This window comes from Streptomyces sp. NPDC003034, from assembly GCF_053591375.1.
The window spans coordinates 14399-40908 of the sequence record NZ_JBSFTS010000003.1; the positions used below are offsets into that span (position 1 = coordinate 14399).

The following is a 26510-nucleotide window of genomic DNA, read 5'->3' on the forward strand; positions in this document are numbered from 1 at the left end:
GCGTATCACCCATGCGTGATGCGATGTGACGTGACCAAGGGGCCGGTCCGGGAGAACCTCCCGGACCGGCCCCTTCGCCCGCACTCCCGCCGGCTGGGTCAGCGCTAGGCCGCCGAAGCCGCGAGCGGGCGGTGCGGTGCGATGATCTGGCCGTCCGGCAGCAGCTCACCGGTGTCCTCGAAGAGCAGGACGCCATTGCACAGCAGGCTCCAGCCCTGCTCCGGGTGGTTGGCCACAGGCTGCGCGGCCTCTCGGTCGGCTGAGTCGGCTGACGGGCAGGCAGGCTGGTGCTGGCACATGGATGCGTTCTTTCGCTGCGGTGTGGTCTGTGTGCTACGGCTCGATGCGTGATTCATGGCCGTCCCCCTGTGTCACCCCCGCGCCCGCGGGGAGATGTCCTCAGTGTTCCCCCATGACAGCTGCTTCGCAGGCATTTCCCGGCAGCCGCCCTCATAGAGGGAGGACGCATCACTCGTGCGGGCGGTTCAGCTCAACTCCCCTGTCATTTCGGGTGGTTCCGCAGTGGTCCGAGCGGGCTAGGCCGAATGGGTCAATCAGGTCAGGCCGCGGGCGCGGCCAGCGAGGGGGGCGCCGGCGGCGGCGCGGGCGTCAGCCGGTGGGTCATCACGGGCAGCAGCTCGGACACGGCGTGCGGCCGGTACGCGGTGATGCCGGGCGGGGCCGGTGCCAGCGGCACGAGCAGGTCCTCACCGGCCGGCAGGCCGGCGGAGGCGTCGGCGCCGACCGCGCCGTGCAGCCACAGGGTCAGCATGTACAGCTCCGGTACGGACAGGAGTCTGGGCTGGTAGTTCTGGCTGAGCGACTCCGCCTGGCGCAGGGCGCGTTCGGTGGCGGCGACGTACGGGCCCTCGAAGAAGTGCGAGAAGGACCAGCCGTCCGCCGTCAGCCGGGTGTCGGCGGCGGCGACGTGGCGGTCGCCGCCGCGGATCAGGAAGCGCCACCCCGTGAGCCGCGTACGGGGAGGCCTGCCGCCCGCCGCCAGATGGGACGTGTTCAGCCGGTCGAGGACGTGGACCGGAAGGGGGAGCTCGGCGGTCATGGGCCCGTGCAGCGCGCGCATGGCCGGAGTGTGCGCCTCATGGACGGCGGTGGGGGTTCCGAGTGCCGCGAGGACGCTGCGCAGGGCGGATGCGGGAGCCGGAGGGACATGCAGCGGCATGGTGGGTCGCCTCTCACTAGGGAGACCGGTGGTGCGGGGGCGGGGTGCGGACGGGCGCTGTCGCATTCTGGGGCCAGAGGGGGGCTGAGGGGCAATGGCCGCGCGCCAACTCTCTGCCTCGTTAACGGAGTTTATACGACACGTGTTCACGCAGTGTTTCGGCTAGCCGTCCCGTCTATTGCCGACAAGGCGCTTACCGGACCCACTGTCAGGGCATTCATGCCGCCTTGCGCGTGAACATACCGCGCTGACCTCGGAGGGTACCGGACGGGGGCTCGGCTGGAAAGCGCCGGTTATCCGAAATCGGCAAAGTCGATGCGGAATTTGCGAGAAGTGACTTGCCAGATGAATGTGCCCAAGCACCCTTCGGCCAAACCGGCGCGCGCTCCTCGCCACTCACGCCCCCTTCCGCGTTATGGATCACTCCGCCGGGGCATCATCGACCGTAACGCGCGCCTGGGTGTCCCGTGCCGGGCCCACTGGAGGAGGGACGCTTCGATGGGGGAGAAGATCGTGGCAGGAGGATTCGACCTGTCCGATCGGCAGCGGTATCGGAGGAAGCTTCACGAGTGCCTGGAGGGGCTGGAGCGGCTTCTGGCAGAGAAGAGGTTCGACCGACCGAAGAACATGATGGGGCTGGAGATCGAGCTGAATCTAGCGGGTGCCGACGGGTTGCCGAGAATGGTCAATGCCCAGGTGCTGGAGCGGATTGCGAGCACCGATTTCCAGACCGAGCTGGGAATGTTCAATCTGGAGGTGAACGTCCTTCCGCACCGGCTCGGCGGCCGGGTATTCGACCAGCTCGCCGAGGAACTCAGCACGGGGCTCGGCTATGCCCACCGGCAGGCCGCGGAGATCGACGCCGGGGTGGTGATGATCGGCATTCTGCCGACCATCTCCCGCGAGGACCTGGTCACCGCCAACCTCTCCGCGGTGGACCGGTACTCGCTGCTGAACGAACAGATCCTGATGATGCGCGGCGAGGACTTCACCCTCGACATCGACGGCGTCGAGCGGCTGACCTGGACCTCCGGGTCGATCGTGCCGGAGGCCGCCTGCACCTCCGTACAACTGCACCTCCAGGTGACGCCGGCCCGCTTCTCCGACGTGTGGAACGCGGCGCAGGCGGTGGCCGCCGTACAGATAGCCGTCGGCGCGAACTCCCCCTTCCTCTTCGGGCGCGAGCTGTGGCGCGAATCGCGGCCGCCGCTCTTCCAGCAGGCCACCGACACCCGCCCGCCCGAACTCCAGGCGCAGGGGGTGCGGCCGCGTACGTGGTTCGGTGAGCGGTGGGTGGGTTCGGCCTACGAGCTCTTCGCGGAGAACGTGCGGTACTTCCCGGCCCTGCTGCCGATCTGCGACGAGGAGGAGCCGCTGCGGGTGCTCGGCGAGGGCGGGGTGCCGAGCCTGCAGGAACTGGTGCTGCACAACGGCACCGTCTACCGGTGGAACCGGCCCGTCTACGGGGTCGCCGACGGGGTGCCGCACCTGCGCGTGGAGAACCGGGTGCTGCCGGCCGGGCCCACGGTCGCCGATGTCGTCGCCAACGCCGCCTTCTACTACGGGCTCGTCCGCACCCTCGCCGACGAACCGCGGCCGGTGTGGACCCGGCTGCCGTTCGCCGAGGCGGAGGCCAACTTCGACGCGGCGTGCCGGTACGGGATCGACGCGCGGCTGCGCTGGCCGCGCCGGGGCCGGACCGGGGGGTTGACCGGCGTCTCCGCCGTACAGCTCGTCCTGGACGACCTGCTGCCGATGGCGGCGGCCGGACTGGACGCCTGGGGCATCGAGCCCGCCGACCGGGACCACTACCTCGGCATCATCGAGGAGCGTTGTCGCCGGCGGGTCAACGGGGCGACCTGGCAGGTGGACACCTATCACGCGGCGGTCGCCGCCGGGCTGGAGCGGGACGCCGCGCTGGCCGCGACCACCCGGCGCTACAGCGAGCTGATGCACCAGGGGAATCCCGTACACACCTGGCCCGTGGGGCTGGCCGAGGAGGAGGTGAGGGTCTCCGTACCGGCCGCGCGCTGAGCCGCCGGAGCGGCCCGGACCGGCCGCCCGATCGACCGGCCGACGCCCACGCTGCCTTCCCGGCCCGCCGAGGGGGCAGTATGGGGTCGTCGGAGCGGGACGGCGGGACGGGAGCGGGGCGTGCGGGCGGAGCCGGAACCGGTGGTGGTGGAGTTGCGCGAGGGCGACGCGCGGCGGGGTGTCCTGCGGACCGAGACCCTGCTCGTACTGGCGCTGTCGCTGGGCGCGAGCGGGGTCTCGGCGCTGATCAGCTTCCTCGGCTCGCTCACCAAACCGGGCGGCCTCAAGGACCAGGCCGCCACGCTCAACGGTTCCTACGCGCCGGGCCGGCCCTGGCTCGACCTGGCCTGGCAGCTGTTCGGCATCGCCACCGCGCTGGTTCCCGTGCTCCTCGTCGCGCACCTGCTCACGCGGGAGGGGGCGCCGGGGCTGCGGGTGCTCGGCTTCGACCGCAGCCGGCCCGCGCGGGACCTGGGCCGGGGGGTGCTGGTCGCGGCCGGGATCGGCAGCGCGGGGCTGGCCTTCTACCTGGGCGCCCGGGCCGCCGGATTCAACCTCACGGTGGTGCCGGAGGCGCTGCCCGACGTGTGGTGGAAATTCCCCGTACTGATCCTCTCCGCGCTGCAGAACTCCATCGTGGAGGAGGTCATCGTGCTGGCCTACCTGCTGCGCAGGCTGGACCAACTGGGCTGGTCGCCGATGCCCGCGCTGCTGGCCAGCGCGGTGCTGCGCGGCTCCTACCACCTCTACCAGGGCATCGGCGGCTTCATCGGCAATGTGGTGATGGGGGTCGTGTTCGTGCTGGCCTACCGCCGCTGGGGGCGGGTGGGACCGCTCGTCGTCGCGCACGCGCTGCTCGACATCGTGGCCTTCGGCGGATACGCGCTGCTCGCGGGCAAGGTGGGCTGGCTGCCGACGCCGTGATGATCCGGGTTGCCGAGCGGCTCAGGTGACCAGGGCGGCCAGCTTGCGGAGGGATTCGTTCAGCGCGGCCGTGGCCGAATCCTTGAGCTTGCCCGCCATCAGCGAGACCGCCGCTCCCGTGAACTCCCCCTCGATGCGGACCGTGGTGCCCCCGCCGTCGGGGACCAGCGTGTAGCGGGTCAGGACGGCCATGCCCATCGGACCCTTGCCGGTGATGGCGAAGAGGCGCTCGTCCCCCAGTTCCGAGACGGTCCAGAGGACCTCGGCCGGGAAGCCCATCATCTTCATGTTCTCCGCGAAGGTGGATCCGACCGCGAGGGTCTCGGGGCCGCCCTGGGGGAAGCTGGTGTGGGTCATGCTCCACTGGTCGTACGCGTCCCAGTCGGTCAGCTGGGACCAGAGCTTCGCCGGGGACGCCCCGATGCGTGATTCCGCCGTGACCTCGGCCATGCGACCACCCCTTCTCGTCGGGTACGTGCGGCGGAAGGTAGCCCCCGGCGCGGGAACATACAAGACTGACGGCCTGTCAGATAGTGGGGGTCGCGGGGGGACGCATCCGACGTGGGCCCGTCGTGGGCCCGTCGTGGGCCCGAGGTGTGCCCACTTTTCTCGGGCCGCGGGCGCGCCCCGTGTCGACTCTGTCTCAACAGGCGTCACGCTCATGACGCTGCTGACCGACCCTGCCATGATGGCCCGATGCAAGCGTCAGGGAGACATGCCGGAGGACTGGGCCTCGCCCTGGTCTCGGCGTTCGCGTTCGGTGGTTCCGGAGTGGCGGCCAAGCCGCTGATCGAGGCGGGTCTCGACCCCCTCCACATGGTCTGGCTCAGGGTGGCCGGGGCAGCGCTGGTGCTGTCCCCGCTGGCATGGCGCCACCGCGATCTCGTCCGCCGCAAGCCCGCACTGCTCGCGGGCTTCGGGCTGGTGGCCGTCGCGGGCGTGCAGGCCTTCTACTTCGCCTCCCTGTCCCGGATCCCGGTCGGAGTGGCCCTGCTGCTGGAGTACCTGGGGCCCGCCCTGCTGCTGGGCTGGATCCGCTTCGTCCAGCGCAAGCCGGTGACGCGGGCGGCAGCCGCGGGCGCTGCGGTGGCCGTCGTCGGGCTGGCCTGCGTGGTCCAGATCTGGTCCGGTCTGAGCCTCGATCCGCTCGGGGTGCTCCTCGGCCTCGCCGCGGCCTGCTGCCAGGCCTTCTACTTCGTCTTCGCCGACCAGGGCGCCGACGGCGCGGACGTGCCCGACCCGCTCGGGGTGATCGCGTACGGCATGCTCTTCGGCACGCTGGTGATGACGGTGATCGCACGGCCGTGGCAGATGGACTGGCAGGTGCTGGCCGGGCAGGCGGCGGTGGGCGAGACGATGGTGCCGGCCCTGGCGCTCCTCGGCTGGGTGGTGATCATCGCGACCGTCTTCGCGTACCTGACCGGCGTGGTCTCCGTACGCAGGCTCTCGCCGCAGGTCGCGGGCGTGGTGGCCTGTCTGGAGGCGGTGGTCGCGACCGTGCTGGCCTGGGTCCTGCTCGGCGAGCACCTGTCGACCTGGCAGATCGCCGGTGGAACGCTCGTCCTGGGCGGTGCCTTCATCGCGCAGTCCTCCCGGGCCGGCAAGCAGGTTCCGGCCGGTGCCGCCGATCCCGCCGATCCGGCCGTGCTGGACCGCGCGAGGACCAGGGCCTAAGCTGCGGATCATGCCTTCGACCGTGCTTCCGCCTCCCGCCGCCTAGCGCGGGCGGCACTTCCACGAACGTGACCCCGGCCCGGGGCGATGAGTTCCCGGGCGGGTCCGCGCTGCCCGCGAAGCGATGACCTGCTCCTTTCATCCTTCACGCAAGCGCGGAGAGACACGTGTCGAACCATTCGCCCGCTGCCGGGCGCAGTCTGCTGTACCTCGTCGTCGCCGGAGCCGCCTGGGGCACCGCCGGAGCGGCCGCCTCACTCCTCTTCCTGGCCAGTGACCTCGGGCCCCTCGCCCTGTCGTTCTGGCGGTGCGCGGGCGGGCTCGCGGTGCTGCTGGGGGTGCTGGCCATCCGCCGGCCCGGCCACCGCGCCGCCCGGCGGCCGCGGCCGTCGACGGGCTCCCTGATCGCGACGGGGCTGTTGTTCACCCTGTTCCAGGCCGCGTACTTCGCCGCCGTCCGCGAGACCGGCCTCGCGGTCGGCACCGTGGTCACCCTCGGCGCCGGGCCCGTGCTGATCGCGCTCGGGGCGCGGTTCTGGATGGGCGAGCGGCTCGGCCGGGGCGGGGTCGTCGCCGTCGTCGGAGCGCTCGCGGGGCTGGCCGTACTGGTCCTGGGCAGCGGTGGCGCCGAGGTGCGGCCGCTCGGCGTCGGCTGGGCGCTGCTGTCGGCGTTCGGGTACGCGGCGATGACCCTGCGGGCCCGGTGGCTGGGCCGGCGGGGAGCGGGCGGGGACCCGCTGGTCACCACGGCCTGGTCGGTGGCGGTGGGCACCGTGTGCCTGCTGCCGCTCGCCGCCGTGGAGGGACTGCTCCCGCACACCGCCGAACTGGCGCGGGTGCTGTGGCTGCTGGTGTACGTCGCCACCGTGCCGACGGCCCTGGCGTACGCGCTGTACTTCACCGGGGCCGCCGCCGTGCGGGCCGCGACGGTGTCCGTGGTCATGCTGATCGAACCGGTGAGCGCCGCGGTGATCGCCGTCCTGGTGCTCGGTGAACGGCTGACCGGCGCCGTGGTGGTGGGCACCGTACTGCTGCTGACATCGGTGGGCGCCCTGATCGCGGCGGAGTCGCGCCGTCCGGCGGGCGGGCCGGTGGTGCGGCCCGCCGCCGCGCGGGAGGCGCTGGCTCAGAGCGCCGCGAGGTAATCCGGGGTGGCGATGCCGGGGGCCAGGTCCGCGGCGGGCACGGGGGTCCCGTACGCCGGCGCGACCGGGATCACGCCCGACCAGTAGGGCAGGCCGAGGTCCTCGGCATCGTCGTTCGGCCCTCCGGTACGGAGCTTCGCGGACACCTCGGTCAGGTCCAGGCGGATCACCGCCGTGGCGGCGAGTTCCCTGGCGTTGGCGGGCCGGGAGTCGGCGGAGCGGCCGGGGACGACCTGGTCCACGAGGGCGTCCAGTGCGATGCGTCGCTCGGCCTCGTCGGTGACCTGGTAGGCCGTGCCGTGGACGACGACCGACCGGTAGTTGAGCGAGTGGTGGAAGGCCGAGCGGGCCAGCACCAGGCCGTCCACGTGGGTCACGGTCACGCAGACGGGCAGGCCCGGATCGGCCTTGCCGGCGGCGAGCAGCGGCCGGGAGCCCGTGGAACCGTGCAGGTAGAGGGCCTCGCCGACCCGGCCGAACAGGGTGGGCAGGACCACCGGCGCGCCGTCGCGGATGAAGCCGAGGTGGCAGAGGTAGGCCTGGTCGAGTATCGAGTGGACCGTCTCGCGGTCGTAGCGGGCCCGGTCGCGGGAGCGGCTGGGGACCGTGCGGGCGGTGGGCTCGTACGCGCTGGTGGTCTCCGTGGCCGGCGCGGGGGGCGAGGTGGTCATGGTGCGGGCTCCGTTGTACTAGTGCATAATGAGCTTTGTGCTAGGAGACTATCGGATCACAGGGCGGCGCGCATCGGATATCGCGGCCAGCGTCGAGGCCGGCGTCGGGACGGGCGCACTCGCGCCGGGGGCGTCGCTGCCGCCGATGCGGGAGCTGGCCGGTGTGCTGGGGGTGAACCCCAACACCGTGGCCGCCGCCTACCGGACGCTGCGCGAGCGGGGGGTCATCGAGACCGACGGGCGGCGCGGCAGCCGGGTACGGGCCCGCCCGTCGAGCGCGCCCCGCGACGCCCAGCGGATGGCGGTGCCGTCCGGCGTACGGGATCTCGCCGAGGGCAACCCGGACGTGGCCCTGCTCCCCGCGCTGGACGGGGTGCTGGCCGCGGCCGCCCGGCGTTACGGGCGGGCGCCGACGCTCTACGGGGAGGACCCCGTGGCGCCGGATCTGGCCCGGCTGGCCCGGGCCGACCTGGACACGGACGGGGTGCCGGCCGGACCGGTGGCGGTGACCTCGGGCGCGCTGGACGGTATCGAGCGGGTGCTGTCCGCGCACCTGCGGCCCGGCGACGCGGTGGCGGTCGAGGATCCGGGCTGGGGCAGTGTGCTGGACCTCGTCCCGGCGCTGGGCCTGCGGGTGCTGCCGGTGTCGGTGGACGACGAAGGGCCGCAAGTCGCGGCGGTGGCGCGGGCCCTGGAGGCGGGGGCGCGGGCGCTCGTGGTGACCTCGCGGGCGCAGAACCCGACCGGGGCGGCCGTCAGCACGGCGCGGGCGGGGGAGCTGCGCTCGCTGCTGGCCCGGTACCCCGGCGTCCTGGTGATCGACGACGACCACGCGCACGGCATCGTCGATCTGCCCTTGAGTTCCCTGGGCGGTGTGACCCGGCACTGGGCGCTGGTCCGCTCCACGGCGAAGGCGTACGGACCGGACCTGCGGCTCGCGGTGCTCACGGGCGACGCGGTGACGCTGGACCGGGTGCGGGGACGCCAGCGGCTGGGGCCGGGGTGGGTGAGCCGGCTGCTCCAGTACGCGGTGGTGGAGCTGTGGACCTCCGGCGCGGTGGACCGTACGGCGGTGGCCCGCTCGTACGGGGAGCGGCGGGACGGGCTGGTGGCGGCCCTGCGGGAACGGGGGGTGCGGGCGCACGGCCGCAGCGGGATGAACGTGTGGGTGCCCGTCGCCGATGAGACGGCGGTGGTGACGAGGCTGCTGGCGGCGGGGTGGGCGGTGACGGGCGGGGCCCGGTTCCGCGTGGAGTCCCCGCCCGGCGTGCGGTTGACGGTGTCACCGCTGGCGGTGGAGGAGGTGGCGGGGCTGGCGGACGCGGTGGCGGCGGCCGTGCGGCCGGGCGCGCCGGGGGTGCGCTACGACTGACGCGCCCGGCCGCCGCGCCGCGTCGGGGCCCGTCTCGTCGCGGGCCCCTTCGTATGGTGGGCGCGGTGCCTCGACGGCTCCTGCAACGGGCCCGGGCCGCAGGGCTGTTGATCCGTCAGACAGCCTTGCGGGGGCCGGGGCGGGTCTGGGTGAGGGCGGCTCCCGCCAGGACGATCGCCGCGCCCACCGGGGTGTTCCAGTGGAGCTGCTCGCCCAGGACCAGGACGCCCGCCGTGGTGGCGATGACCGGGATGAAGTAGGTGACCATCTGGGCGGTGGTCGGGCCGACCTCCGTCACCAGGCCGTACTGCATCTGCAGGGCCATGCCCGTACCCAGGGCGCCGAGGGCGATCACCGACAGGGTGGGCCAGAGGGGGAGCGAAGCGGGGGCCGAGGTGAACAGGGCGCTGAACACGGTCAGCTGGAGGGTGGAGACCAGGAGCTGAGCCCCGGTCAGGGCCACCGGCGAGCCGGGAGTGGCGGCAAGCGTGCGCCGGACGTAGATCCAGCCGATGGGGTAGCAGAGCGAGGCCAGCAGGGCGAGCGCGGTGCCCTTGCCGTCGACGCCGGAGAAGCCGTGCCAGGCGCCGAGCACGGTGAGCACTCCGAGGAAGCCCAGGCCGAGGCCCGCGAACCGGCGGCGCGTGGGCCGGTCCTCCGACAGCGCGACCATCGACAGCGCCATGCCCCACAGCGGCGAGGTTGCGTTGCAGATTCCGGCCAGGCTCGACGGGATGGTCAGCTCGGCGTACGCGAACAGGGAGAACGGGGCGGTGTTGAGCAGGATGGCCGCCACCGAGAGGTGGCCCCAGGTCCGCAGCCCGCGGGGCAGCGGCTCGCGGCGGACCAGCAGCACGGCCAGCAGGGCCAGCGCACCGAACAGCACCCGTCCCAGGGCTACTTGGAAGGGCGCGTACGCCTCAGTGCCCACCTTGATCAGCAGGAAGCTGAAGCCCCAGATCACCGAGAGGACCGCGAAGCGGACGCGCCAGTCCAGGAGGCGGGCCCGGCGCGTCGGGGGGCGGCTGGCCGTCGCCGGGGCCGTGGCCGGAGAGGCGGCAGCGGCGGAAGGGCGGGCAGGGGTGAAAAGGGCTGGCCGGGCGGCAGGCGGTGCACTCATGGGCCTTACTGTGCTCGTATCAACATCGTAGAACAAGCGAGATTTCCTGGATGCGAAGTCGTAGCATCGCTTACATGTTGAATCTGGAGCGCCTGCGTACCCTCGATGCCCTCGCGCGGCACGGCTCGGTCGGCGGCGCGGCCGACGGACTCCACGTCACCACCTCCGCCGTCTCCCAGCAGATGGCCAAGCTGGAGCGCGAAGTCGGGCAGCCGCTGCTGGCCAAGAACGGCCGGGGCGTCCGCCTCACCGACGCGGGGCGGCTGCTCGCCGACCACGCGGCGCGGATCATCTCGCAGGTGGAGCTGGCCCAGGCCGATGTGGAGGCTCAGCGGGGCCGCGCCGTAGGGGAGTTGCGGATCGGCGCCTTCCCGACCGCCATGCGCGGACTCCTGCCGCGGGCCGTGGCCGCACTGCGGGCGGACCACCCCGAGCTGCGGGCCGCGGTGTGCGAGAAGGAGCCGGGGGAGGGCATGGCCGCGGTCGTACGCGGCGATCTGGACCTCGCCCTCGCCATCGACTGGCACAACAAGCGGATGCCCGTGCCCGCCGAACTCGCCCGGGCGCACCTGCTGGACGACTCCGTCGACATCGCGGTCCCGGCCGGCCATCCGCTGGCCGACCGCCGTGGCCCGATCTCCCTGTCCGCGTTCGCCGGCGACGAGTGGATCTCGTGGAGCGAGGGCCAGTTCTGCTACGAGTGGCTGGTCTTCACCCTGCGCGGTACCGGGATCGAGCCGCGCATCGCCCACGTCGCCGAGGAGCACCACACCCAACTGGCGTTCGTCGAGGCCGGGCTCGGGGTGTGCGTGGCGCCGAGGCTGGGTCGCGGGCCCGTACCGGAGGGGGTCCGGCTGCTGCCGGTCTGCGACACCGTGCGCCGTCACGTGTACGTCGTCTGGCGAGCGGACGCCGACCGGCGTCCCTCCATCCGGGCGGCCGTCCAGGCACTGCGCCAGGCGGCGTCCGCGCAGTCATAGGCGGAGTCCGGCGCCTTGCCGGCGGGTACGGGAACGCCGGAGCGCAGCGAGCATGCGGGCACGGGAGCGCCCGAAGCGGGCGGGCGGGCACCGGACTGCCGGGGCGAGCCGGCCGGGGGCCGCGGGTCACAGCTTGCGGAAGTCCCAGGAGACGACCGCATCGGGGGTCAGCCGGATCCAGGCGTGCCGTCCGTCGTGCGGCATCTCCTCGATGCCGAAGTTCTTGACCGGGAAGATCCGCTCCGCCTGCGCCAGTTCGGGGCACGGCTCCCCCGCGCGCGGTGCCTCGCCCACGAAGACGGCGCTGCCGGACAGTTCCACGCCGCGCAGTTCGGCGTACGACTCGCCCGCGTCCACGACCACCGAGAGCCGCGGGTCCCGGCGCAGGTCGGACCAGCGACGGCTGCGCGTGAGCGAGTACAGCCACAGTGAGCTGCCGTCCCAGACGAACCACAGGGCGCCCACGTGCGGCCGCCCGTCCGGGGAGACCGTCGCGACCCGGCAGGTCCGCTGCTCGCGCAGGAAGGCGTCCACTTCCGCGTCGGTCATCATGATGCGGCGGCCCCGCCGCTGGGTCTCGTCCATGTGTTCCGCGCCCCTTCACATCTGACTAGGTGTCAGGAATCATGAGCCCTCTCGCGCCGCCACGCCAGGGGGAGCCCATGCCGGAATCCATGCCGGGATCCATACCGGAATCCGATCCCGCCACCACGGCGCTGCTCACCGTCGAGTGCCAGAACGGCGTCGTCGGCGCGCGCAGCGCCCTTCCGGAACTCGCGCGGGAGGCACGGGACTCGGGAATGCTGGAGCGTGTCGCCGCCCTGGTCGAGGCCGCCCGGGGAGCCGGCGTACAGGTGCTCCACGCGGTCGCCGAACGGCGGCCGGACGGGCTCGGCGCCAGCACCAACGCGCGCCTGTTCCGGGCCGCCGGGAAGCTGCCCGTGCGGCAGCTGTCCGGGACCGCCGCGGTGGAGATCGCCGCCCCGATCACCGTGGCGGAACAAGACCTGGTGGTGCGCCGGCTGCACGGACTCTCCCCGATGGCCGGCACCGGTCTGGACGCCCTGCTGCGCAACCTCGGCATCCGCACCCTCGTGGTCACCGGGGTCTCCTCCAACATCGCGATCCCCAGCACCGTCTTCGACGCCGTGAACCTCGGCTACCAGGTCGTCGTCCCCGCGGACGCCATCGCCGGAGTGCCCGCCTCCTGCACGGCCGAGGTCATCCGCAACTCCCTCGCGCTGGTCGCGGCCATCACCACGGCCGAAGCCCTTCTCGCCCAGTGGACTCCCGCGCCCGGCCCTCCGTAGCAGCGAGGGCGTGGAGGGGTCAGTGGCCGGGCCGCCGGGAGCTGATCACCTTGCGCACCAGGGTGAGGGCCGCCCACGCCAGGCTGCGGGAGGTGCGCAATGCGGAAACCCGAGGAACGCCAGCCGGGGGAGCAGGCCCGGCTACCGCAGCCCTTCCCAGAAGGGCAGGCGGTGTTCGGCGGAGTAGTCCACCGGCCCGATCCGCCCCGGTGCGAGGGACTGCGTGTACGGCGTTCGCGACCCCGGCACGAACCTCGGCCACGGCGGACGGCCGACGGCGGCCGGTACGCCGCTGCGCGCGAAGCCCGCCCAGTAGTCCGCCATCGTCTGCGAGAGCCGCACCTGAGCCTGGGTGAAGCGGGACTGCGCGTCCTTGTCCTCGAACACGTAGGGCGTGTCACTCCCGTGGTACGCGCCGAAGTCGAAGGGGCCGGTCGAGGGCAGGTACATCGGAGCCTGCCGGTCGGCGAACTCGTACGCGTACGTGGGGGCGTACCGGCCGAAGGCGGTGTGCTGCGCGTACGTGCCGCGCGCCCACATCCGGTCGGTGATCACCGCGGCCCACGCGAGGGCGGGTGAGGGGAAGCTCTTCACCGGATATTCGGCGCGCACCCTGGGTGCTCGCGCTCCGAAGGCGGTGTCGAGCAGTGCGTCGTACTGCTGCTCGCTCAGCTTCTTGCCGGCCGCGTCGTAGGTGAGCCCGGCGAACAGGCGGTGCTCGTCGCGAGTGGCGCCCGAGAGCAGCGGGATCCGCGCGAAGCGTCCCGCGCGCAGGGCCTCCTCGGGCAGTTCCGGCAGTACCTCATTGCCGAAGGCGAAGGCCTGGAAGGCGTTCATGACGTACGGGACCTCCAGTACGCGCTTGACCGGCACCGCCCGCAGACAGGCCAGCGTGCCCGCCGGATCCCGCCCCCCGCAGCCCAGGGCCGAGGCCGTCTCGGCTCCGGTGTCCTGCATCTCCCGCGTGGTGCGCCACGTGTACCAGGGGTAGGCGGGCACACCCGGCCCCATCGCCCCGGCCGGCATGTCCGTCATCCCTTCGCCGCTGGCCAGTACGGCGCGCTGGAACAGCCCCCGCGCGCCCGGGGAGGTGAGGTGGCCGGCGATGGCAGCCGCGCCGAAGGAGGAACCGGCCACCGTGACCCGGCCCGGGTCGCCGCCGAAGGCGGCCGCGTTGCGGCGCACCCAGCGCAGCGCGGCCTGCTGGTCCTGCAAGCCGTACGTGCCCGACCCGGGAAGGCCGCGGTGGGCGAAGCCGCCGAACACGCCGAGCCGGTAGTTGACCGTCACCACCACCAGCCCGCGGGCGGCCAGACGCCGGCCGTCGAAGAAGGAGCCGCCGCCGACCGTCCCGTCCCCGTGGATCCAGACGAGTACGGGCCTGCGCTCACCCGAGCGCGTGCCGGAGGCGGTGGTGACGTTGAGGGCCAGGCAGTCTTCCTCAAGGCTGGAGATCTGCGCGTAGGGATTGGGGACCTGGGGGCACAAGGGGCCGGGCTTCGTCGCGTCCCTGACTCCCTTCCACGGCGGCGCCTCGCGCGGCGCGGCCCACCGGTGCTGCCCCACGGGGGCGGCCGCGTACGGGACGCCCTGGAAGACCCGGAACCCGTGGGCGACCACCCCGCGTACCTGACCGGCGTCCGTCCGGACGACGCCGGGCGCCTCGGCGCCGTCCGGCGCCGGGGAACCGGGCGGCGCCTGAGCACAGGCCGCCGCGGAGAACGCGGCCGCCAGCGCCAGGCCCGCCCGGGACGGGGAGACCCGGGACGCCCTTGGTCGTTCCACGGCCATGTCGCGCGGCTCCTGTCCGCCGCCCCTGTGGTCTGGCGGGGCGGCGTGATGGCTCGACTACGTACGGTGATAATGGTCGCATGGGCCGGCGCGTACTGGTACAGGACGCGGACGGGGACGTTCAGCGGTCCGGACGGAGGGTCATCGACGGACGCGGGCGATGAGGAGGGCGACGTCGTCGTGGTCGTCGGGATGCCGCAGGGCGGCCAGCAGGTGGTCGCAGGTGTATTCGAGGCCCCGCTGGGGGCCGGAAAGGAGGGTGAGGAGGGTCTCCAGGCGGGCGTCGATGTCCTGGTCGCGGGTTTCGACGAGGCCGTCGGTGTAGAGGAGGAGCTGGTCGCCCGGGTCCAGGTCGACGGAGGTGGTGCGGAAGGGCACGCCGCCGACGCCCAGCGGGGCGCCGGTGGGCAGGTCGAGGAGTTCCGGCGGGTGTCCGGGCCGCATGCGGACGGGGGGCAGGTGGCCGGCGGTGGAGATGTGGCACCGGGCGCTGTGGGGGTCGTACAGGGCGTAGGTGCAGGTGGCGATGTACGGGTCCAGGCCGGTGGTGATCCGGTCCAGATTGCGCAGCACCTCCGCGGGGTCGAGGCCCATTCCGGCGAGGGTCTGGGTGGCGGTGCGCAGTCGTCCCATGGTGGTGGCGGCGTTGATGCCGCTGCCCATGACGTCGCCGACGACGAGCGCGGTCTGGTCCCCGGTCAGGGGCAGGACGTCGTACCAGTCGCCGCCGACCTCGATGGCGGCGCCGGCGGGCTGGTAGCGGGAGGCGACCTCCAGGCCGGACAGGTGCGGCGGCGGCTGGGGCAGCAGGCTGCGCTGGAGCGTGAGGGCGGTGTCGCGCTGCTTCTGGTACCAGCGCGCGTTGTCGATGCAGACGGCGGCGCGGGCGGCCAGCTCGGCGGCCAGGGTGGCGTCGTCGCCCGTGAAGGGCAGCGGGTTCCGGGCCCGGGCCAGGTCCAGGGCGCCGAGGACCTCACCGCGTGCGATCAGGGGGACGGCGAGGTAGGAGTGGACGCCTGCCCGGGCGAGCATGGCCGCGGCCCTGGGGTCGCGGGCGATGAGGGACAGGTCGGCTGCCTCCACGTGCGGCACCATGACGGGCCGGCTGGTGTTCACGCACCGGGTGACCAGGCGGTCGGCGGCGTAGTGGGCCGCCGCACCGGGAGGGTCGGCCGCGGCCGCGGCCTCGGTGGGGTAGGCGGTGGCGACGGCCAGGGCCCTGAACAGCGCCGGCCCGTCAGCGGGGGCCGGGGCGGGATGGCCGACGAGGGCGGAGTCGAGGATGTCCACGGCGGCCATGTCGGCGAGCTCGGGCACGGCGACGGCGGCCAGCTCGCGGGCGGTCTGCTCCAGGTCCAGGGTGGTGCCGATGCGTACGGAGGCGTCGGCGACCAGGGCCAGCCGGTGCCGGGCGCGATCCGCCTCGGTGGCCGCGCGGTGCCGGTCGGTGACGTCCACCACCGAGGTCGCCACCCCCAGCACCTTTCCGCCGGGGTCTTCCAGGCGGTAGAAGGAGATCGACCAGGCGTGCTCGGTATCCGGGTCGGCGCGGGTGCGGCCCAGGGTGTACTGGTCGACCAGCGGGGTGCCGGTGGCCAGGACCTGGCGCATCGCGGACTCCACCCGCTCGGTGTCCAGGAACGGCAGCACATGGCCCACACGCCGGCCGAGGTGCTCTTCGGCGGGCAGGCCGTTGATCCGCTCCAGCGCCGGGTTGACCGTCACGTACCGCAGATCGGTGTCCATGACGGCCAGCCCGATCGGGGACTGGTCCACCAGCCGCACCGACAGGGCCAGATCCCGCTCCACCCGCCGCAGCAGCGCCTGATCGGTCGCCAGCCCCAGGGCGTACAGATCACCGAGGTCGTCCTGCAGCCGCATGTTGCGGAACTCCAGCAGCCGCGTCCTGCCGTCCTTGTGCCGCACCGGGAACGTGCCCGCCCAGCTGCCCTCACCGGTCATGACCTCGGCGAACAGCCGCAGGACGAGATCGACGTGCTCGTCCGCCACCAGGACCTGCGTCGCGTACCGGCCGAGCGCCTCCCCGGCGCTGTAACCCGTCAGCATCTCCGCCTGGGGGCTCCAGAACACGATCCGCCCCTCCGCGTCCAGCACGATCGCCGCCACGCCCAGCACGTCCAGCAGCCCGCCCCGGGGGGAGCCGCTCAACTCCGCATGCCCGGCAGGACCGAGATCGGCCTGGAAACCGTCCGCGCCCATGGCAGCTCCTCCCGCCCGCCGGCACGGTGGCGATGAAGATCCAGCCATCCGACAGCGGGCGACACCCGTGTGCACCATCGTCTACCCCGGCAAGGGCCCTCGCAGGCGTCCGGAGGGAAGTCCCGCTCAGGCGCCCTGCCTCGGGGCGGGAGTAACACCTCATAGGCGCGAGTAACGCCTCATACTTGACTGCGGGCGACCGTTTCGTCTCGGTGCCCCGCGGGTTCTTCCCATTCTCCCGTACGTGGGCGAAGCGGGCCCGGATACGGCCCGGCGGTGCCGGGGCGCCAGCGGTAAGGGCATCGCCATCCGCGCGCCGAAGGGAGCCACCGTCATGGCCGGCAGGCAGAGCAGGCGCGAGAGGCGGGGCAGGGGCGGCGAGGAGCAGGAGCGCCTGGGACATCCCGGCCCCGACCCCCTGCACCCCGGTCAGCCGTCCCGCGAGCCGGGCGTCGAGGCATCATCCCCTCGCCCCCAGGATGACAGGCTGCGCGACGAGGAAGACCTGCGGGAGGAGGAACTGTAGAGGGCAGGCACACCAGCCGCAGGGCCCAGGCAAGCGGATCGCGGCCGGCGGCCGCTGCGGCGTCGAGTCCTCGCGTCCGGTGGTTCCCGTCAGGTCGGCAGGTTCATCAGTACCAGGGGGGCCGTGGTGGGCTGAGGGGATCCTCCGGCGCGTTCGAGGGTGAGGCCCACGGCGCTGGCGTCGGTGACGTTGCCGTCGATGGGGACGGTGCCGTCCTGGTGGATCAGCCCGGCCGGGCGCATGGTGCCGTCGTGGGCGAGCCAGAGCTGGTAGGTCTTGCCGGGGGCGGGTGCGGGCAGGCCGGTGGCGGTGAAGACGGCCTTGTTCTGCCGCGGCGAGGCAACGACGGCGGTCAGGGCTCCGTTGCTGGTCTTCGCGTGGGTGGTACGGGCGTCGGGCGCGGCCAGGACGGTGCTGACGTCGTCGAGGCGTTGTTCGGCTTGCCGGGCGCGCTGCGCCAGTTCCCGGCCTTCCTGGTTCTGCCAGGCGGCGAGGCCGGCGAACGAGGCGGCGGCGGCCAGACTCGCGGCCAGCGCCAGGGGCACGGCTTTGCGCCGCACGAGGGTGGCGAGGCTGAGCGTCGGCGTGGTACCGGGCAGCCGGGGAGGGAGTTGGCGGACGCCGTCGATGGCGGCCATGGTGCGCTGCTTCAGGGAGGCCGGCGGGGCCTGGGCCGCGGCGTCGGCCATGCGTGCGGCGGTGGCTTGGAACTCGGCGGTCTCCTGGCGGCACGCGTCGCAGTGCTGGAGGTGGTCGGTGAATGCCTGGCGCTCGGGGGGTTCGAGGGCGCCCAGGGCGTAGGCGGCGGCGAGGGTGTGGATGTCGTTGTGGTGTTGTTTCATGTGGTCACCCCCATGCAGTCGCGGAGCCGGATCAGCCCGTCGCGCATGCGTGTCTTGATGGTCGGAAGCGGTGTGCGCAGGGCTTGGGCGACTTCACGGTAGGTCAGCCCCCGGTAGTAGGCCAGGGTCACCGCCTGGCGCTGGAGTTCGGTCAGGCCGCGCAGACAGCGGCGTACCTGCTCGCTCTCCAGCCTGGTCTCGACCTGCTCGGTGACCTCGTCGAACGCGGTCTGGTGCTGCCGGGCGGCGTGGGTCTGCTCGCGGTCGGCCGATGCCTGGGCGGAGCGGACCCGGTCCACGGCCCGGCGGTGGGCGATGGTCGCCGCCCACGTGGTCACGCTGCCGGCCTCTGCCCGGTAGCGGGTGGCCTGCCGCCACAGGTCGATCATCACCTCCTGGGCGACCTCCTCGGACTGCGCCCGGTCGCGTACGACTTTGATGACGGTTCCGAAGACCAGGGGCGCGAGAGCGTCGTACAGGACGGAGAAGGCCTGCTTGTCGCCGTGCGCGACCTTCTGCATGACCTCGGCTAGTTCGGCGGCGCGGCCGGTGTGGCCGGTGCGGCCGAAGGGGAGTGGTTGGTTCACCGGCCGGCCTCCGGCCATGGCGACCAGCCGAAGCGGCGGCCGATGGCGGCCGGCCGGGGGCGGGGTGTCCATCGCATGGGGGTCCTTGTCCGTAGAGCGGGGCCGGACCGCCGCCAGGGAAGGTCCCGCCCAGAGCCGTGTGCTGTCTCTGACGGTTCTTCGTAGCGGACGTGCGTGCGGATGGGAGGGCGTTCGGTCACCGCGACAACCGCCGTTCCCTCCTTCGAGGGAACCAGGCCGCCGCGGCCCAGCCGACCCTGAGGCGGCTGCGAAGGACAGGGCGAGGGAGCCGGAAGGGGTTCACCGGCTCCCTCGGCCGCCGCGCGGCTCTTCCGCGCGGCGGAGCCTGCTGAACCCGTCCTTCGGCAACACCTGCGTCAACGCCTGACCGGGAATCGCTGAAAGACTCCGGTCCGCCGCCGTAAGACGGGATGGCGCGGACCGGTGACCTGCCGTGGCTCACGGGCGGGAGGATTGCTGACACCTCCCGCGCACACCGCGGGCCCGGGCGGGTCGGCTGCGGGTGGCTGGCGGCACAGCCACCCGCGGCATCCCCACCGCACCGGCCGTCAGTGGTCGGCCCAGGTGATCACCGCGATGACCTGCTTGCCGTGGGGTGAGCGGCTGACGAAGACGTCCGCGCCGAGGGCCCGGATGATCTCAAGCCCCCGCCCCCGTGTCGCCAGGCTGCCGCTGCGACCGTGCTGCCGGGGCAGGGCGGGTGAGGCGTCGCTGAGGGCGATGCCGGCCCGGCTCTGCTCGAAGCTGAGTGTGAGCGCGTAGGGCGGCCTGGCGTGCTGGACGGCATTGGCGGCCAGCTCGGAGACGATGAGGACGATGTCCTCGGCGGTGCTGTGCGGGCAGTGCACCGCGTGGGACGCGAGCGTCCGTGCGGCCACCTCACGGGCTGCCCGGGCGACTTGCGGCCCCGATGGCAGCGGACAGTGCACGGTGGCCGGCTGCGTGGAGCGTGCGATTGCGATGTCCATGACGGTCCTCGGTGTCCGGGCGTCCCCCAGCGCGTCAGGGCCGCGCGGAGGAGGGACAAGGGTTCCAGGGCGGTGGCCCCAGAACCCCTTCGTGCCGGGCCGGGCTACCACTTGTCGTGGCAGTTCCAGTTGCCGGCAACCCAGTGGTCGACCCAGTGGCCGGGCACCCAGTGCTGCTCGTAGTACCCCTTGCCCCACCAGCCGTCATGCCACGTGCCGTGGTGGTCCCAGTGGCCCTGGTGCCAGGTGCCGTGGTGCCACTTGCCTTCCCCATGGCCCTTGACCCACTTGTGGGCCCAGTGACCCTTGGCCCAGGTGCACCGCTCATGGCGGTCCCAGCGGTCCCAGCGGTCGTGCCGGTGGTCGCGGTCCCCGGTGAGAGCCGAGCTCACCGTGGCGGAGGACACCGGGGCGGCATTCGCCGTACCGGACAGTCCCAGCAGCGAGACGCCGGCCAGGAGCCCGGCTGAAGCGGCCCCGGCCACCAGACGCCGTATGTGCGGTGAAGCGGTCATCGCACTCACCTCCCTTCGTCGGATAGTCGGCTGTGCCAGCTCCTTCAGCAGGAGCGTCACCAGAGGTTCGCCGCGAACGGAACGAAGGATGGGAAAGGCCGCCAATCCGGCAGAACGATGCCCTCCGCCAGGCCGGTCAGGCTGCGCGCCGACCTGCCGCGGCGGAGGAGGCCGCGCTGCCCGGTACGGCGGCAGCGGGCAGGACGCGCCCGGACCTCCTACAGGAGCCCGCCGATCCCGGCGAAGAAGTCCGCATGAAGGCCGCTCGCGAGCCTCGGCCCTGAAACGCCTTGGCCTCGTACGCGATTGATTTGGGTAGGTGACCAATCCGCCTGCGGGGCGCCGCCGAATGGAGGGTGTGAGCAGCTTCCGCAGCACCATCTCCCAGGCCGGCCTCGGCGCGCTGGCCGGTCTCCTGGCCGCGTTCACCGCGTTGGCCGCAGCCGAGCTGGTCGCCGCACTGGTACGCCCGGCCGCCGGGCCGGTGACGGTGGTCGGCGGGGCGGTGATCGACCGGACCCCGGCCGCGGTGAAGGACTTCGCGATCCGCACCTTCGGGGAGGACGACAAAGCCGTCCTCCAGCTCGGCATCCTCGCGCTGCTGGCCCTGTTCGCGATGGTCCTGGGTGTCCTGGCACTGAAGTACCGGCGTCTGGGCGCAGCCGGTGTTCTGCTGTTCGGGGTCGTCGGCGCGGCCGCTGCCCTGGGCAGGCCGGACTCCGCGGGGGCCGGTGATGCGCTGCCCTCTCTCGTGGGGGCGCTGGCCGGTGCGCTGGTGCTGTACGTCCTGGCGGGGAAGGCCACCGCTGCCGGCTCCCAGTCGGGTGATGAGAGCACAGGAGGCGGTTGGAGCCGGCGGGGGTTCCTCACCGCGGCAGCCGTGACCGCCGCGGCCGCCACGGGCGCTGGGGTGCTGGGCCGGGCGCTGTCCGGGCAACGTGGTCAGGGGGCCGTCGCCTCCCGCGACGGCCTCACCCTGCCCGCTGCTGCCTCGCCCGCTCCCGCGGTTCCGGCCGGCGCCCAGCTGAAGGTGCCCGGGGTCAGCTCCTTCACTACAGCCAACCGGGACTTCTACCGGGTCGACACCGCCCTGGCCGTCCCGATGGTCGACGCCGGCACCTGGCGGCTGCGGATCCACGGCAAAAGCGTCACCCGCCCCCGCACCTACACCTTCGAGGACCTCCTGGCCCGACCGCTGATCGAACGGGACATCACACTGACCTGTGTCTCGAACGAGGTTGGCGGCCCCTACATCGGGCACGCCCGCTGGCTCGGCGTACGCCTGGCCGACCTGCTGGCCGAATGCGGCGTCAAGGCGCCCTCCAAGGGCGGCAAGGCCGATCAGCTGGTGGCGCGCTCCGTGGACGGCATGACGCTCGGCTCACCGGTCGAAGACGTCATGGACGGACGCGACGCGATCCTCGCCCTCGGTATGAACGGCGAACCGCTGCCCTTCGACCACGGATTCCCCGTCCGGATGCTCGTCCCCGGCCTGTACGGGTACGTCTCGGCCTGCAAGTGGATCACCGACATCGAACTCACCACCTTCGACGCCTACGACCCGTACTGGGTCAAACGCAAGTGGGCCCGCCGGGCTCCGGTCAAGACCCAGTCCCGCATCGACACGCCCAAGCCCTTCGGGCGCCCCGCCGCCGGCACGGTCACGGTCGCCGGCGTCGCATGGGCCCAGAGACGCGGCATCACCCGCGTCGAGGTCCGCATCGACGAGGGGCCCTGGCAGGACGCCGACCTCGCCACCCAGGACACCGTCGACACCTGGCGCCAGTGGTCCTTCCCCTGGAAGGCCGGCCCCGGCGGCCACACGATCACCGTCCGCGCCACCGACGGCACCGGCCAGACACAGGCCGAGCAGCGCACCCGGACCGTCCCCGATGGAGCGAGCGGCTGGCACAGCGTCTTCGTCACCGTCACCTAGACCACCGGACCAGCCCCACGCCCGTCCGGCAGCACACCCCACAAGCCTTTCCAGACCTGAGAACGAAACCTTCCAAGGAGTAATTGATCATGAACAGCATGCCCATCCGCCGTACCGCGATCGCCGTTGCCGCAGCCGCCCTGCTGCCCTTCTCCCTGGCCGCCTGCACCGACTCCGGCAGCGACACCAAGGCCGCCGCCCCCACCGCAGCCGCCGAGGACGCGGCCAAGACCGGCGAGAGCACCCCGTCCGACGGCGCGATGACGAGCGACAAGCCGTTCGGCCCGGCCTGCGCCGGTGTCCCGAAGCAGGGCGCCGGATCCTTCGACGGCATGGCCAAGGACCCGGTCGCCACCGCCGCCTCCAACAACCCGGCCCTGTCCACCCTGGTCAGCGCCGTCAAGCAGGCCGGCCTGGTCGACACCCTCAACAACGCCCAGAACATCACCGTCTTCGCCCCGACCAACGACGCCTTCGCCAAGATCCCCAAGGCGGACCTCGACAAGGTCCTCGCCGACAAGGCCACGCTGACGAAGATCCTCACCTACCACGTGGTGGGCCAGAAGCTCACCCCGCAGCAGCTGGAGAACGGCTCCTTCGAGACCTTGCAGAAGGGCATGGTCACCACCACCGGATCCGGTGAGTCCTACGAGGTCAACGACACCGCCAGCGTGGTGTGCGGCAACGTCAGGACCGCCAACGCCAACGTCTACATCATCGACACCGTGCTGATGCCGAAGTAACCGGCGTCGTCCTGGGCCTCCTGGGTCCCCACAGCAGCCGGTGGCTCGGCATCCTTCGAGGTGAGAAGGATGCCGAGCCACCGGCGTCCCCCGGTTCTCGTGCGCCCGCCCCGCCCTGTTCGCCACCGGCCGACTCCGTGGGCTGCGGAATCCGCCGGGAGGCGGCTGACCGCAGGCACGCATGAAGCCCGGATCGTGAAGCAGGAGCGGGGGATGGAATGCGTCATCTACGACAAGGACTCCGGCCGGTCGGAGCTCGTGGAGTGCGAGCTGCCGGACGACGGGTGCCACATGGTCGTCAAGCGGTTGCGGGGGCTGGGGGACGGCGAGTTCGCCTGGGTGCGGCTGGCGGATCCGTCCGAGGATGAGCTCGTGCGGCTGGCCGAGGAGCTGGGACTGCATCCGTTGGCCGTCGAGGACGCGGTCCATGCGCAACAGCGCCCGAAGCGGGAGCGGTTCGGGGATGTCCTCGCCGTCGCGCTGAAGACCCTCTGGTATGTGGAGGAGGAGACGGCCGTGGAGACCGGCGAGATGATGGTCTTCGTCGGGCCCCGCAGCGTGCTCACCGTACGCCACGGAGTGGTCGACCCCTGCGCCGAGGCGGCCCGCCGGCTGGACGCCGACCCGGACATGCTGCGGTCGGGTCCCTGGGCTGTCCTGCACGCCGTGCTGGACGTCGCCGTCGACGCCTACAGCGACGCGGCCCGCAGGGTGCGCACCGCGCTGAACCGTCTCGAAGACCAGGTCTTCTCGACCTCGCGCGTCGACCACACCGAGGGCATCTACTCCCTCAAGCGGGAGGTACGCGAGTTCCGGGACGCCGTGCAGCCACTCGTCCCGGTGGTCCAAGGCCTCCTCAGCGGCCCGGGGGAGGAGGACCATGCGCTGAAGATCGGGCCGTACGTCCGCGATGTGGCCGACCACCTGTACCGCACGGACATCGAAGTCCGGACCCTGGACGAGTTGCTGAACTCGGTCCTCGACGCGCAGCAGGCCAGGGTAGGCACCTGGCAGAACGACGACATGCGCCGCATCTCCGCGTGGGCGGCGATCTTCGCAATCCCCACGATGGTCGCCGGTGTGTACGGGATGAACTTCGAGCACATGCCAGAGCTGGGCTGGACCTACGGCTACCCGGCGGCCGTGGGGCTCATGGCACTCGCCTCGGGCACCCTGTACCGCGCCTTCCGCCGCAACGGCTGGTTGTAGCAGACACACGGTGGAGAGGGCCGGTGACCGTCGCGGCTGAGGCTCGCCGGGGCGACGGCCGCACGATGTGAAACGGCGTGAGGTGACATCGCGTAGCGCCCCTTCAGTCCTTGCCCCCTCGCTCCTGGGAGCGCGCAGAGCGCGGCCTGTGGTTTGAGCCACCCACCCGGGAGGAACTGACGATCATTCATGGCTGCGAGGAGTGATCAGCGGGTGGCCGGGCAGGCGGAGCACCGGGCTCCTGGGGGTGGCCGCCGATCCCGCGCAGTCGGAGAAGCGGCGTGTTCCCGAGTCCCTAACCGTCTGTATGCCTATCTTGAGAGGCTTTTCGTCGGTTCGCCCTGAAACATCATGACTGAGGAGCAGCAGGTGAACGAGCAGAACCCCATCAAGTCCGCGGCGGAGAAGATCGCAGGCACGCTGCGGGGCGAGGACGGCGGTCCGCAGGACGCCGTCCCGGGCAAGCCGGCCGCAGTCTCGCCCCAGGTGGCGGAGCCGACCGCGCCGACGGAACCACTGCCGCCGAAGGCGGACCAGCACGGCCCGGAAACGGTCAGCCCCACCGGCCGGCCCACCGGCGCGCAGCAGGCCCGGATGGCGCAGAGCGGCGCTCACCTGACCACAGCCCAGGGCGCCCGGCTGTACGACACGGATCACTCGCTGAAGGCCGGCCCGCGCGGGCCGGTCCTGCTGCAGGACCACCACCTGCGCGAGAAGATCATGCACTTCGACCACGAGCGGATCCCGGAGCGCGTCGTCCATGCCCGCGGCGCGGGCGCCCACGGTGTTTTCCAGGCCTACGGCACCGCGGCCGGGGTCACCAAGGCCGCGTTCCTCGCGGAGGGCGCCGAGACGCCGGTGTTCGTGCGGTTCTCCACCGTCCTCGGATCGCGCGGTTCCGCCGACACCGTGCGCGACACGAGGGGCTTCGCCACGAAGTTCTACACGGAGGAGGGGGTCTTCGACCTGGTGGGCAACAACATCCCGGTCTTCTTCATCCAGGACGCCATCAAGTTCCCCGATGTCATCCACGCCGGGAAGCCGCATCCCGACCGGGAGATCCCGCAGGCCCAGAGCGCCCACGACACGTTCTGGGACTTCGTAACCCTGCACACCGAGGCCACGCACCACACCCTGTGGAACATGTCGGACCGCGGCATCCCCCGGTCCTACCGCACCATGGAGGGCTTCGGCGTCCACACCTTCCGGCTGGTCAACGCCGAGGGTGCCACGACGCTGGCGAAGTTCCACTGGAAGCCCAAACTCGGGGTGCACTCGCTGGTCTGGGAGGAGGCGCAGATCGCCGCCGGCGTCGACCCCGACTTCCACCGCCGGGACCTCGCCGACGCCATCGAGGCCGGCGCGTACCCCCAATGGGAACTGGGCATCCAGACCTTCCCCGACAATCCGGAGCAGACCTTCGAGGGCATCGACCTCCTCGACCCGACCAAGATCGTCCCCGAGGAACTGGCGCCGGTCCGGCCGATCGGCCTGCTGACACTGAACGCCAACCCGTCGAACTTCTTCGCCGAGACAGAGCAGGTCGCCTTCCACGTCGGCCACCTGGTCCCGGGCATCGACGTCACCGACGACCCGCTCCTGCAGGGCCGGCTCTTCTCCTACCTGGACACCCAGCTCACGCGGCTCGGCGGCCCCAACTTCGGTCAGCTGCCCATCAACCGCACCCACGCCCCGGTCAACGACATGCAGCGCGACGGCATGCACCAGACCGCCGTGCACCGCGGGGTCGCGCCCTACCGGCCCAACAGCCTCGACGGCGGCTGCCCCTTCCTTGCCGGCGCGGACACCGGAGCCTTCATCGACGTGCCCGCGCAGGTGGCACAGAGCCGCAAGGTCCGCCAGGCCCCGGCCTCCTTCGACGACCACTTCAGCCAGCCACGCCTCTTCTGGCTCAGCATGACCCCGCCCGAGCGGGAACACATCATCGCCGCCTACACCTTCGAACTGGGCAAGTGCTACGAGCAGGCCATCAAGGAGAGGGCGCTGAGCGTACTGGCCAACATCGACCCGCAGCTCTGTGAACGGGTTGCGGCAGGGCTCGGCCTGTCCGCACCGGCCGCCGCCGGCCGGCTCGCCGATCCGGAGCCCAGCCCGGCTCTGTCCCAGCTCGGGCAGACCTGGCCGCCGGACGGCCGGATCATCGGGATCGTGACCGACGCGGCCGCAGACCTGGAGGGCGTCAGGTCCGTACGCCAGGCAGTCCTGGACGCAGGCATGGTCCCCCTGATGATCGCCCCCGCCGGCGGCACGATCGGAGCCGACGGCGAACCGATCACGGTGCAACGCACCTTCGCCACCGCCCGCTCCGTCGAATTCGACGCGATCCTCCTGGCCGGCGCACCCGCTGCCGGCGCGGACGCATATGGAGCGAGGGACGCGAAGGCCGGGGGTGCCCAGCGCCCCGCCACCGACCCGAGGCTGCTGCTGCTCCTGAACGAAGCCTTCCGCCACGGAAAGGCCATCGGGCACTGGTCCGGCGCGGACGCCGTCCTGCCCGGCGCCGGCATTCCCGCCGACGCACCCGGCGTGGTGCGAGGAGACACGGGCAGCGGCACGCTGGAGCAGATCATCCAGCTGCTGGGCGCACACCGCGTGTGGGAGCGCTTCCCCACGGCCGCCTGACCCTGGAGGGCCCGAGGCGCCGCACCAGGGCTCTGAACCGCTCCGGGTGCGGCGCGGCGGTCCGACGGGCTGCTGGGGTCCGGGGAGCGAGGGCTCCGG

At 72.4% G+C, this 26510-nt stretch carries 24 protein-coding genes; 12 read left to right on the forward strand and 12 right to left on the reverse strand.

The window, feature by feature from the left end:
- Nucleotides 1–104: 104 nt before the first annotated feature.
- Nucleotides 105–299 carry a DUF5999 family protein gene (locus ACWDX7_RS04525; RefSeq protein ID WP_355412767.1) on the reverse strand — a complete coding sequence of 65 codons (195 nt, stop codon included), beginning with the start codon at nucleotides 297–299 and terminating at the stop codon, nucleotides 105–107.
- A gap of 260 nt (nucleotides 300–559) precedes the next feature.
- The gene (locus tag ACWDX7_RS04530; protein WP_451491985.1) at nucleotides 560–1180 is read right to left on the reverse strand and encodes a hypothetical protein; all 621 of its coding nucleotides are present in this window, start codon (nucleotides 1178–1180) and stop codon (nucleotides 560–562) included.
- A gap of 498 nt (nucleotides 1181–1678) precedes the next feature.
- Here ACWDX7_RS04530 and ACWDX7_RS04535 point away from each other — a divergent pair, with 498 nt between their 5' ends.
- Nucleotides 1679–3214: a glutamate-cysteine ligase family protein gene (locus ACWDX7_RS04535; protein ID WP_451491984.1), complete on the forward strand. Its 1536-nt coding sequence runs from the start codon at nucleotides 1679–1681 to the stop codon at nucleotides 3212–3214.
- Between the two features lie 120 nt (nucleotides 3215–3334).
- Nucleotides 3335–4138, forward strand: coding sequence for a CPBP family intramembrane glutamic endopeptidase (locus ACWDX7_RS04540; protein WP_451491983.1), 804 nt, complete (start codon nucleotides 3335–3337; stop codon nucleotides 4136–4138).
- A gap of 21 nt (nucleotides 4139–4159) precedes the next feature.
- On the opposite strand, the gene ACWDX7_RS04545 is transcribed toward ACWDX7_RS04540, so the two are convergent.
- Nucleotides 4160–4588 carry a type II toxin-antitoxin system Rv0910 family toxin gene (locus tag ACWDX7_RS04545; RefSeq protein ID WP_451491982.1) on the reverse strand — a complete coding sequence of 143 codons (429 nt, stop codon included), beginning with the start codon at nucleotides 4586–4588 and terminating at the stop codon, nucleotides 4160–4162.
- Nucleotides 4589–4834: 246 nt separating this feature from the next.
- Between ACWDX7_RS04545 and ACWDX7_RS04550 the strand changes: the two genes are divergently transcribed.
- Together ACWDX7_RS04550 and ACWDX7_RS04555 are read left to right on the forward strand one after the other, a co-directional pair.
- Nucleotides 4835–5812, forward strand: a complete 978-nt coding sequence (locus ACWDX7_RS04550) for an EamA family transporter (protein WP_451491981.1) — start codon at nucleotides 4835–4837, stop codon at nucleotides 5810–5812.
- Nucleotides 5813–5979: 167 nt separating this feature from the next.
- A complete protein-coding gene (locus tag ACWDX7_RS04555; RefSeq protein WP_451491980.1) occupies nucleotides 5980–6957 on the forward strand; it encodes a DMT family transporter in 978 nt (325 codons plus the stop codon).
- Here ACWDX7_RS04555 and ACWDX7_RS04560 read toward each other — a convergent pair.
- The gene (locus ACWDX7_RS04560) at nucleotides 6939–7628 is read right to left on the reverse strand and encodes a pyridoxamine 5'-phosphate oxidase family protein (protein WP_451491979.1); all 690 of its coding nucleotides are present in this window, start codon (nucleotides 7626–7628) and stop codon (nucleotides 6939–6941) included. The two genes, ACWDX7_RS04555 and ACWDX7_RS04560, sit on opposite strands and share 19 nt — an antisense overlap.
- 37 nt (nucleotides 7629–7665) lie before the next feature.
- Here ACWDX7_RS04560 and ACWDX7_RS04565 point away from each other — a divergent pair, with 37 nt between their 5' ends.
- Entirely contained in the window at nucleotides 7666–9000 is a 1335-nt protein-coding gene (locus ACWDX7_RS04565; protein ID WP_451491978.1) for an aminotransferase class I/II-fold pyridoxal phosphate-dependent enzyme, read from the forward strand.
- Between the two features lie 115 nt (nucleotides 9001–9115).
- Here the strand turns inward: ACWDX7_RS04565 and ACWDX7_RS04570 are convergent, their stop codons facing one another.
- Complete coding sequence (locus ACWDX7_RS04570) at nucleotides 9116–10120, reverse strand: DMT family transporter (protein WP_451491977.1); 1005 nt, start codon at nucleotides 10118–10120, stop codon at nucleotides 9116–9118.
- A gap of 74 nt (nucleotides 10121–10194) precedes the next feature.
- On the opposite strand from ACWDX7_RS04570, the gene ACWDX7_RS04575 reads away from it, so the two are divergent.
- The gene (locus ACWDX7_RS04575) at nucleotides 10195–11100 is read left to right on the forward strand and encodes a LysR substrate-binding domain-containing protein (RefSeq protein ID WP_451491976.1); all 906 of its coding nucleotides are present in this window, start codon (nucleotides 10195–10197) and stop codon (nucleotides 11098–11100) included.
- 126 nt (nucleotides 11101–11226) lie between these two features.
- Here the strand turns inward: ACWDX7_RS04575 and ACWDX7_RS04580 are convergent, their stop codons facing one another.
- The gene (locus ACWDX7_RS04580; protein WP_451491975.1) at nucleotides 11227–11685 is read right to left on the reverse strand and encodes a pyridoxamine 5'-phosphate oxidase family protein; all 459 of its coding nucleotides are present in this window, start codon (nucleotides 11683–11685) and stop codon (nucleotides 11227–11229) included.
- 77 nt (nucleotides 11686–11762) lie between these two features.
- On the opposite strand from ACWDX7_RS04580, the gene ACWDX7_RS04585 reads away from it, so the two are divergent.
- Nucleotides 11763–12410, forward strand: coding sequence for a cysteine hydrolase (locus tag ACWDX7_RS04585; protein ID WP_451491974.1), 648 nt, complete (start codon nucleotides 11763–11765; stop codon nucleotides 12408–12410).
- A 141-nt stretch (nucleotides 12411–12551) separates the two neighbouring features.
- Here the strand turns inward: ACWDX7_RS04585 and ACWDX7_RS04590 are convergent, their stop codons facing one another.
- Nucleotides 12552–14201, reverse strand: coding sequence for a carboxylesterase/lipase family protein (locus tag ACWDX7_RS04590; protein ID WP_451491973.1), 1650 nt, complete (start codon nucleotides 14199–14201; stop codon nucleotides 12552–12554).
- 141 nt (nucleotides 14202–14342) lie between these two features.
- The gene (locus ACWDX7_RS04595; RefSeq protein WP_451491972.1) at nucleotides 14343–16421 is read right to left on the reverse strand and encodes a SpoIIE family protein phosphatase; all 2079 of its coding nucleotides are present in this window, start codon (nucleotides 16419–16421) and stop codon (nucleotides 14343–14345) included.
- A 334-nt stretch (nucleotides 16422–16755) separates the two neighbouring features.
- On the opposite strand from ACWDX7_RS04595, the gene ACWDX7_RS04600 reads away from it, so the two are divergent.
- Nucleotides 16756–16947: a hypothetical protein gene (locus ACWDX7_RS04600; RefSeq protein ID WP_451491971.1), complete on the forward strand. Its 192-nt coding sequence runs from the start codon at nucleotides 16756–16758 to the stop codon at nucleotides 16945–16947.
- 89 nt (nucleotides 16948–17036) lie between these two features.
- Here ACWDX7_RS04600 and ACWDX7_RS04605 read toward each other — a convergent pair whose 3' ends face one another.
- The 4 genes from ACWDX7_RS04605 to ACWDX7_RS04620 form a co-directional block, all read right to left on the reverse strand.
- Nucleotides 17037–17789, reverse strand: coding sequence for an anti-sigma factor (locus tag ACWDX7_RS04605; protein ID WP_451491970.1), 753 nt, complete (start codon nucleotides 17787–17789; stop codon nucleotides 17037–17039).
- Nucleotides 17786–18376, reverse strand: coding sequence for an ECF RNA polymerase sigma factor SigK (gene sigK / locus ACWDX7_RS04610; RefSeq protein ID WP_451491969.1), 591 nt, complete (start codon nucleotides 18374–18376; stop codon nucleotides 17786–17788). The genes ACWDX7_RS04605 and sigK overlap by 4 nt, the downstream gene beginning before the upstream one ends.
- Before the next feature lie 569 nt (nucleotides 18377–18945).
- Complete coding sequence (locus ACWDX7_RS04615) at nucleotides 18946–19365, reverse strand: ATP-binding protein (RefSeq protein WP_451491968.1); 420 nt, start codon at nucleotides 19363–19365, stop codon at nucleotides 18946–18948.
- Between the two features lie 104 nt (nucleotides 19366–19469).
- Nucleotides 19470–19880: a hypothetical protein gene (locus ACWDX7_RS04620; protein ID WP_451491967.1), complete on the reverse strand. Its 411-nt coding sequence runs from the start codon at nucleotides 19878–19880 to the stop codon at nucleotides 19470–19472.
- 349 nt (nucleotides 19881–20229) lie between these two features.
- On the opposite strand from ACWDX7_RS04620, the gene ACWDX7_RS04625 reads away from it, so the two are divergent.
- From ACWDX7_RS04625 to ACWDX7_RS04640, 4 genes are all read left to right on the forward strand, one after another.
- Nucleotides 20230–21816 (forward strand): molybdopterin-dependent oxidoreductase, encoded by a 1587-nt coding sequence (locus tag ACWDX7_RS04625; protein ID WP_451491999.1) that lies wholly within the window; start codon nucleotides 20230–20232, stop codon nucleotides 21814–21816.
- An 89-nt stretch (nucleotides 21817–21905) separates the two neighbouring features.
- A complete protein-coding gene (locus tag ACWDX7_RS04630; protein ID WP_451491966.1) occupies nucleotides 21906–22559 on the forward strand; it encodes a fasciclin domain-containing protein in 654 nt (217 codons plus the stop codon).
- 195 nt (nucleotides 22560–22754) lie between these two features.
- On the forward strand, nucleotides 22755–23768 hold the full coding sequence (locus ACWDX7_RS04635; RefSeq protein WP_451491965.1) for a magnesium and cobalt transport protein CorA: 1014 nt from the start codon (nucleotides 22755–22757) through the stop codon (nucleotides 23766–23768).
- 369 nt (nucleotides 23769–24137) lie between these two features.
- Complete coding sequence (locus ACWDX7_RS04640) at nucleotides 24138–26411, forward strand: catalase (RefSeq protein ID WP_451491964.1); 2274 nt, start codon at nucleotides 24138–24140, stop codon at nucleotides 26409–26411.
- Nucleotides 26412–26510: the final 99 nt, after the last annotated feature.

Coding starts and splice junctions, on each gene's coding strand:
- ACWDX7_RS04525 (WP_355412767.1), bottom strand. CDS start 299: ATGTGCCAGCACCAGCCTGCCTGCCCGTCAGCCGACTCAGCCGACCGA.
- ACWDX7_RS04530 (WP_451491985.1), bottom strand. CDS start 1,180: ATGCCGCTGCATGTCCCTCCGGCTCCCGCATCCGCCCTGCGCAGCGTC.
- ACWDX7_RS04535 (WP_451491984.1), top strand. CDS start 1,679: ATGGGGGAGAAGATCGTGGCAGGAGGATTCGACCTGTCCGATCGGCAG.
- ACWDX7_RS04545 (WP_451491982.1), bottom strand. CDS start 4,588: ATGGCCGAGGTCACGGCGGAATCACGCATCGGGGCGTCCCCGGCGAAG.
- ACWDX7_RS04550 (WP_451491981.1), top strand. CDS start 4,835: ATGCAAGCGTCAGGGAGACATGCCGGAGGACTGGGCCTCGCCCTGGTC.
- ACWDX7_RS04560 (WP_451491979.1), bottom strand. CDS start 7,628: ATGACCACCTCGCCCCCCGCGCCGGCCACGGAGACCACCAGCGCGTAC.
- ACWDX7_RS04570 (WP_451491977.1), bottom strand. CDS start 10,120: ATGAGTGCACCGCCTGCCGCCCGGCCAGCCCTTTTCACCCCTGCCCGC.
- ACWDX7_RS04575 (WP_451491976.1), top strand. CDS start 10,195: ATGTTGAATCTGGAGCGCCTGCGTACCCTCGATGCCCTCGCGCGGCAC.
- ACWDX7_RS04580 (WP_451491975.1), bottom strand. CDS start 11,685: ATGGACGAGACCCAGCGGCGGGGCCGCCGCATCATGATGACCGACGCG.
- ACWDX7_RS04585 (WP_451491974.1), top strand. CDS start 11,763: ATGCCGGAATCCATGCCGGGATCCATACCGGAATCCGATCCCGCCACC.
- ACWDX7_RS04590 (WP_451491973.1), bottom strand. CDS start 14,201: ATGGCCGTGGAACGACCAAGGGCGTCCCGGGTCTCCCCGTCCCGGGCG.
- ACWDX7_RS04595 (WP_451491972.1), bottom strand. CDS start 16,421: ATGGGCGCGGACGGTTTCCAGGCCGATCTCGGTCCTGCCGGGCATGCG.
- ACWDX7_RS04600 (WP_451491971.1), top strand. CDS start 16,756: ATGGCCGGCAGGCAGAGCAGGCGCGAGAGGCGGGGCAGGGGCGGCGAG.
- ACWDX7_RS04605 (WP_451491970.1), bottom strand. CDS start 17,789: ATGAAACAACACCACAACGACATCCACACCCTCGCCGCCGCCTACGCC.
- ACWDX7_RS04615 (WP_451491968.1), bottom strand. CDS start 19,365: ATGGACATCGCAATCGCACGCTCCACGCAGCCGGCCACCGTGCACTGT.
- ACWDX7_RS04620 (WP_451491967.1), bottom strand. CDS start 19,880: ATGACCGCTTCACCGCACATACGGCGTCTGGTGGCCGGGGCCGCTTCA.
- ACWDX7_RS04625 (WP_451491999.1), top strand. CDS start 20,230: ATGGAGGGTGTGAGCAGCTTCCGCAGCACCATCTCCCAGGCCGGCCTC.
- ACWDX7_RS04630 (WP_451491966.1), top strand. CDS start 21,906: ATGAACAGCATGCCCATCCGCCGTACCGCGATCGCCGTTGCCGCAGCC.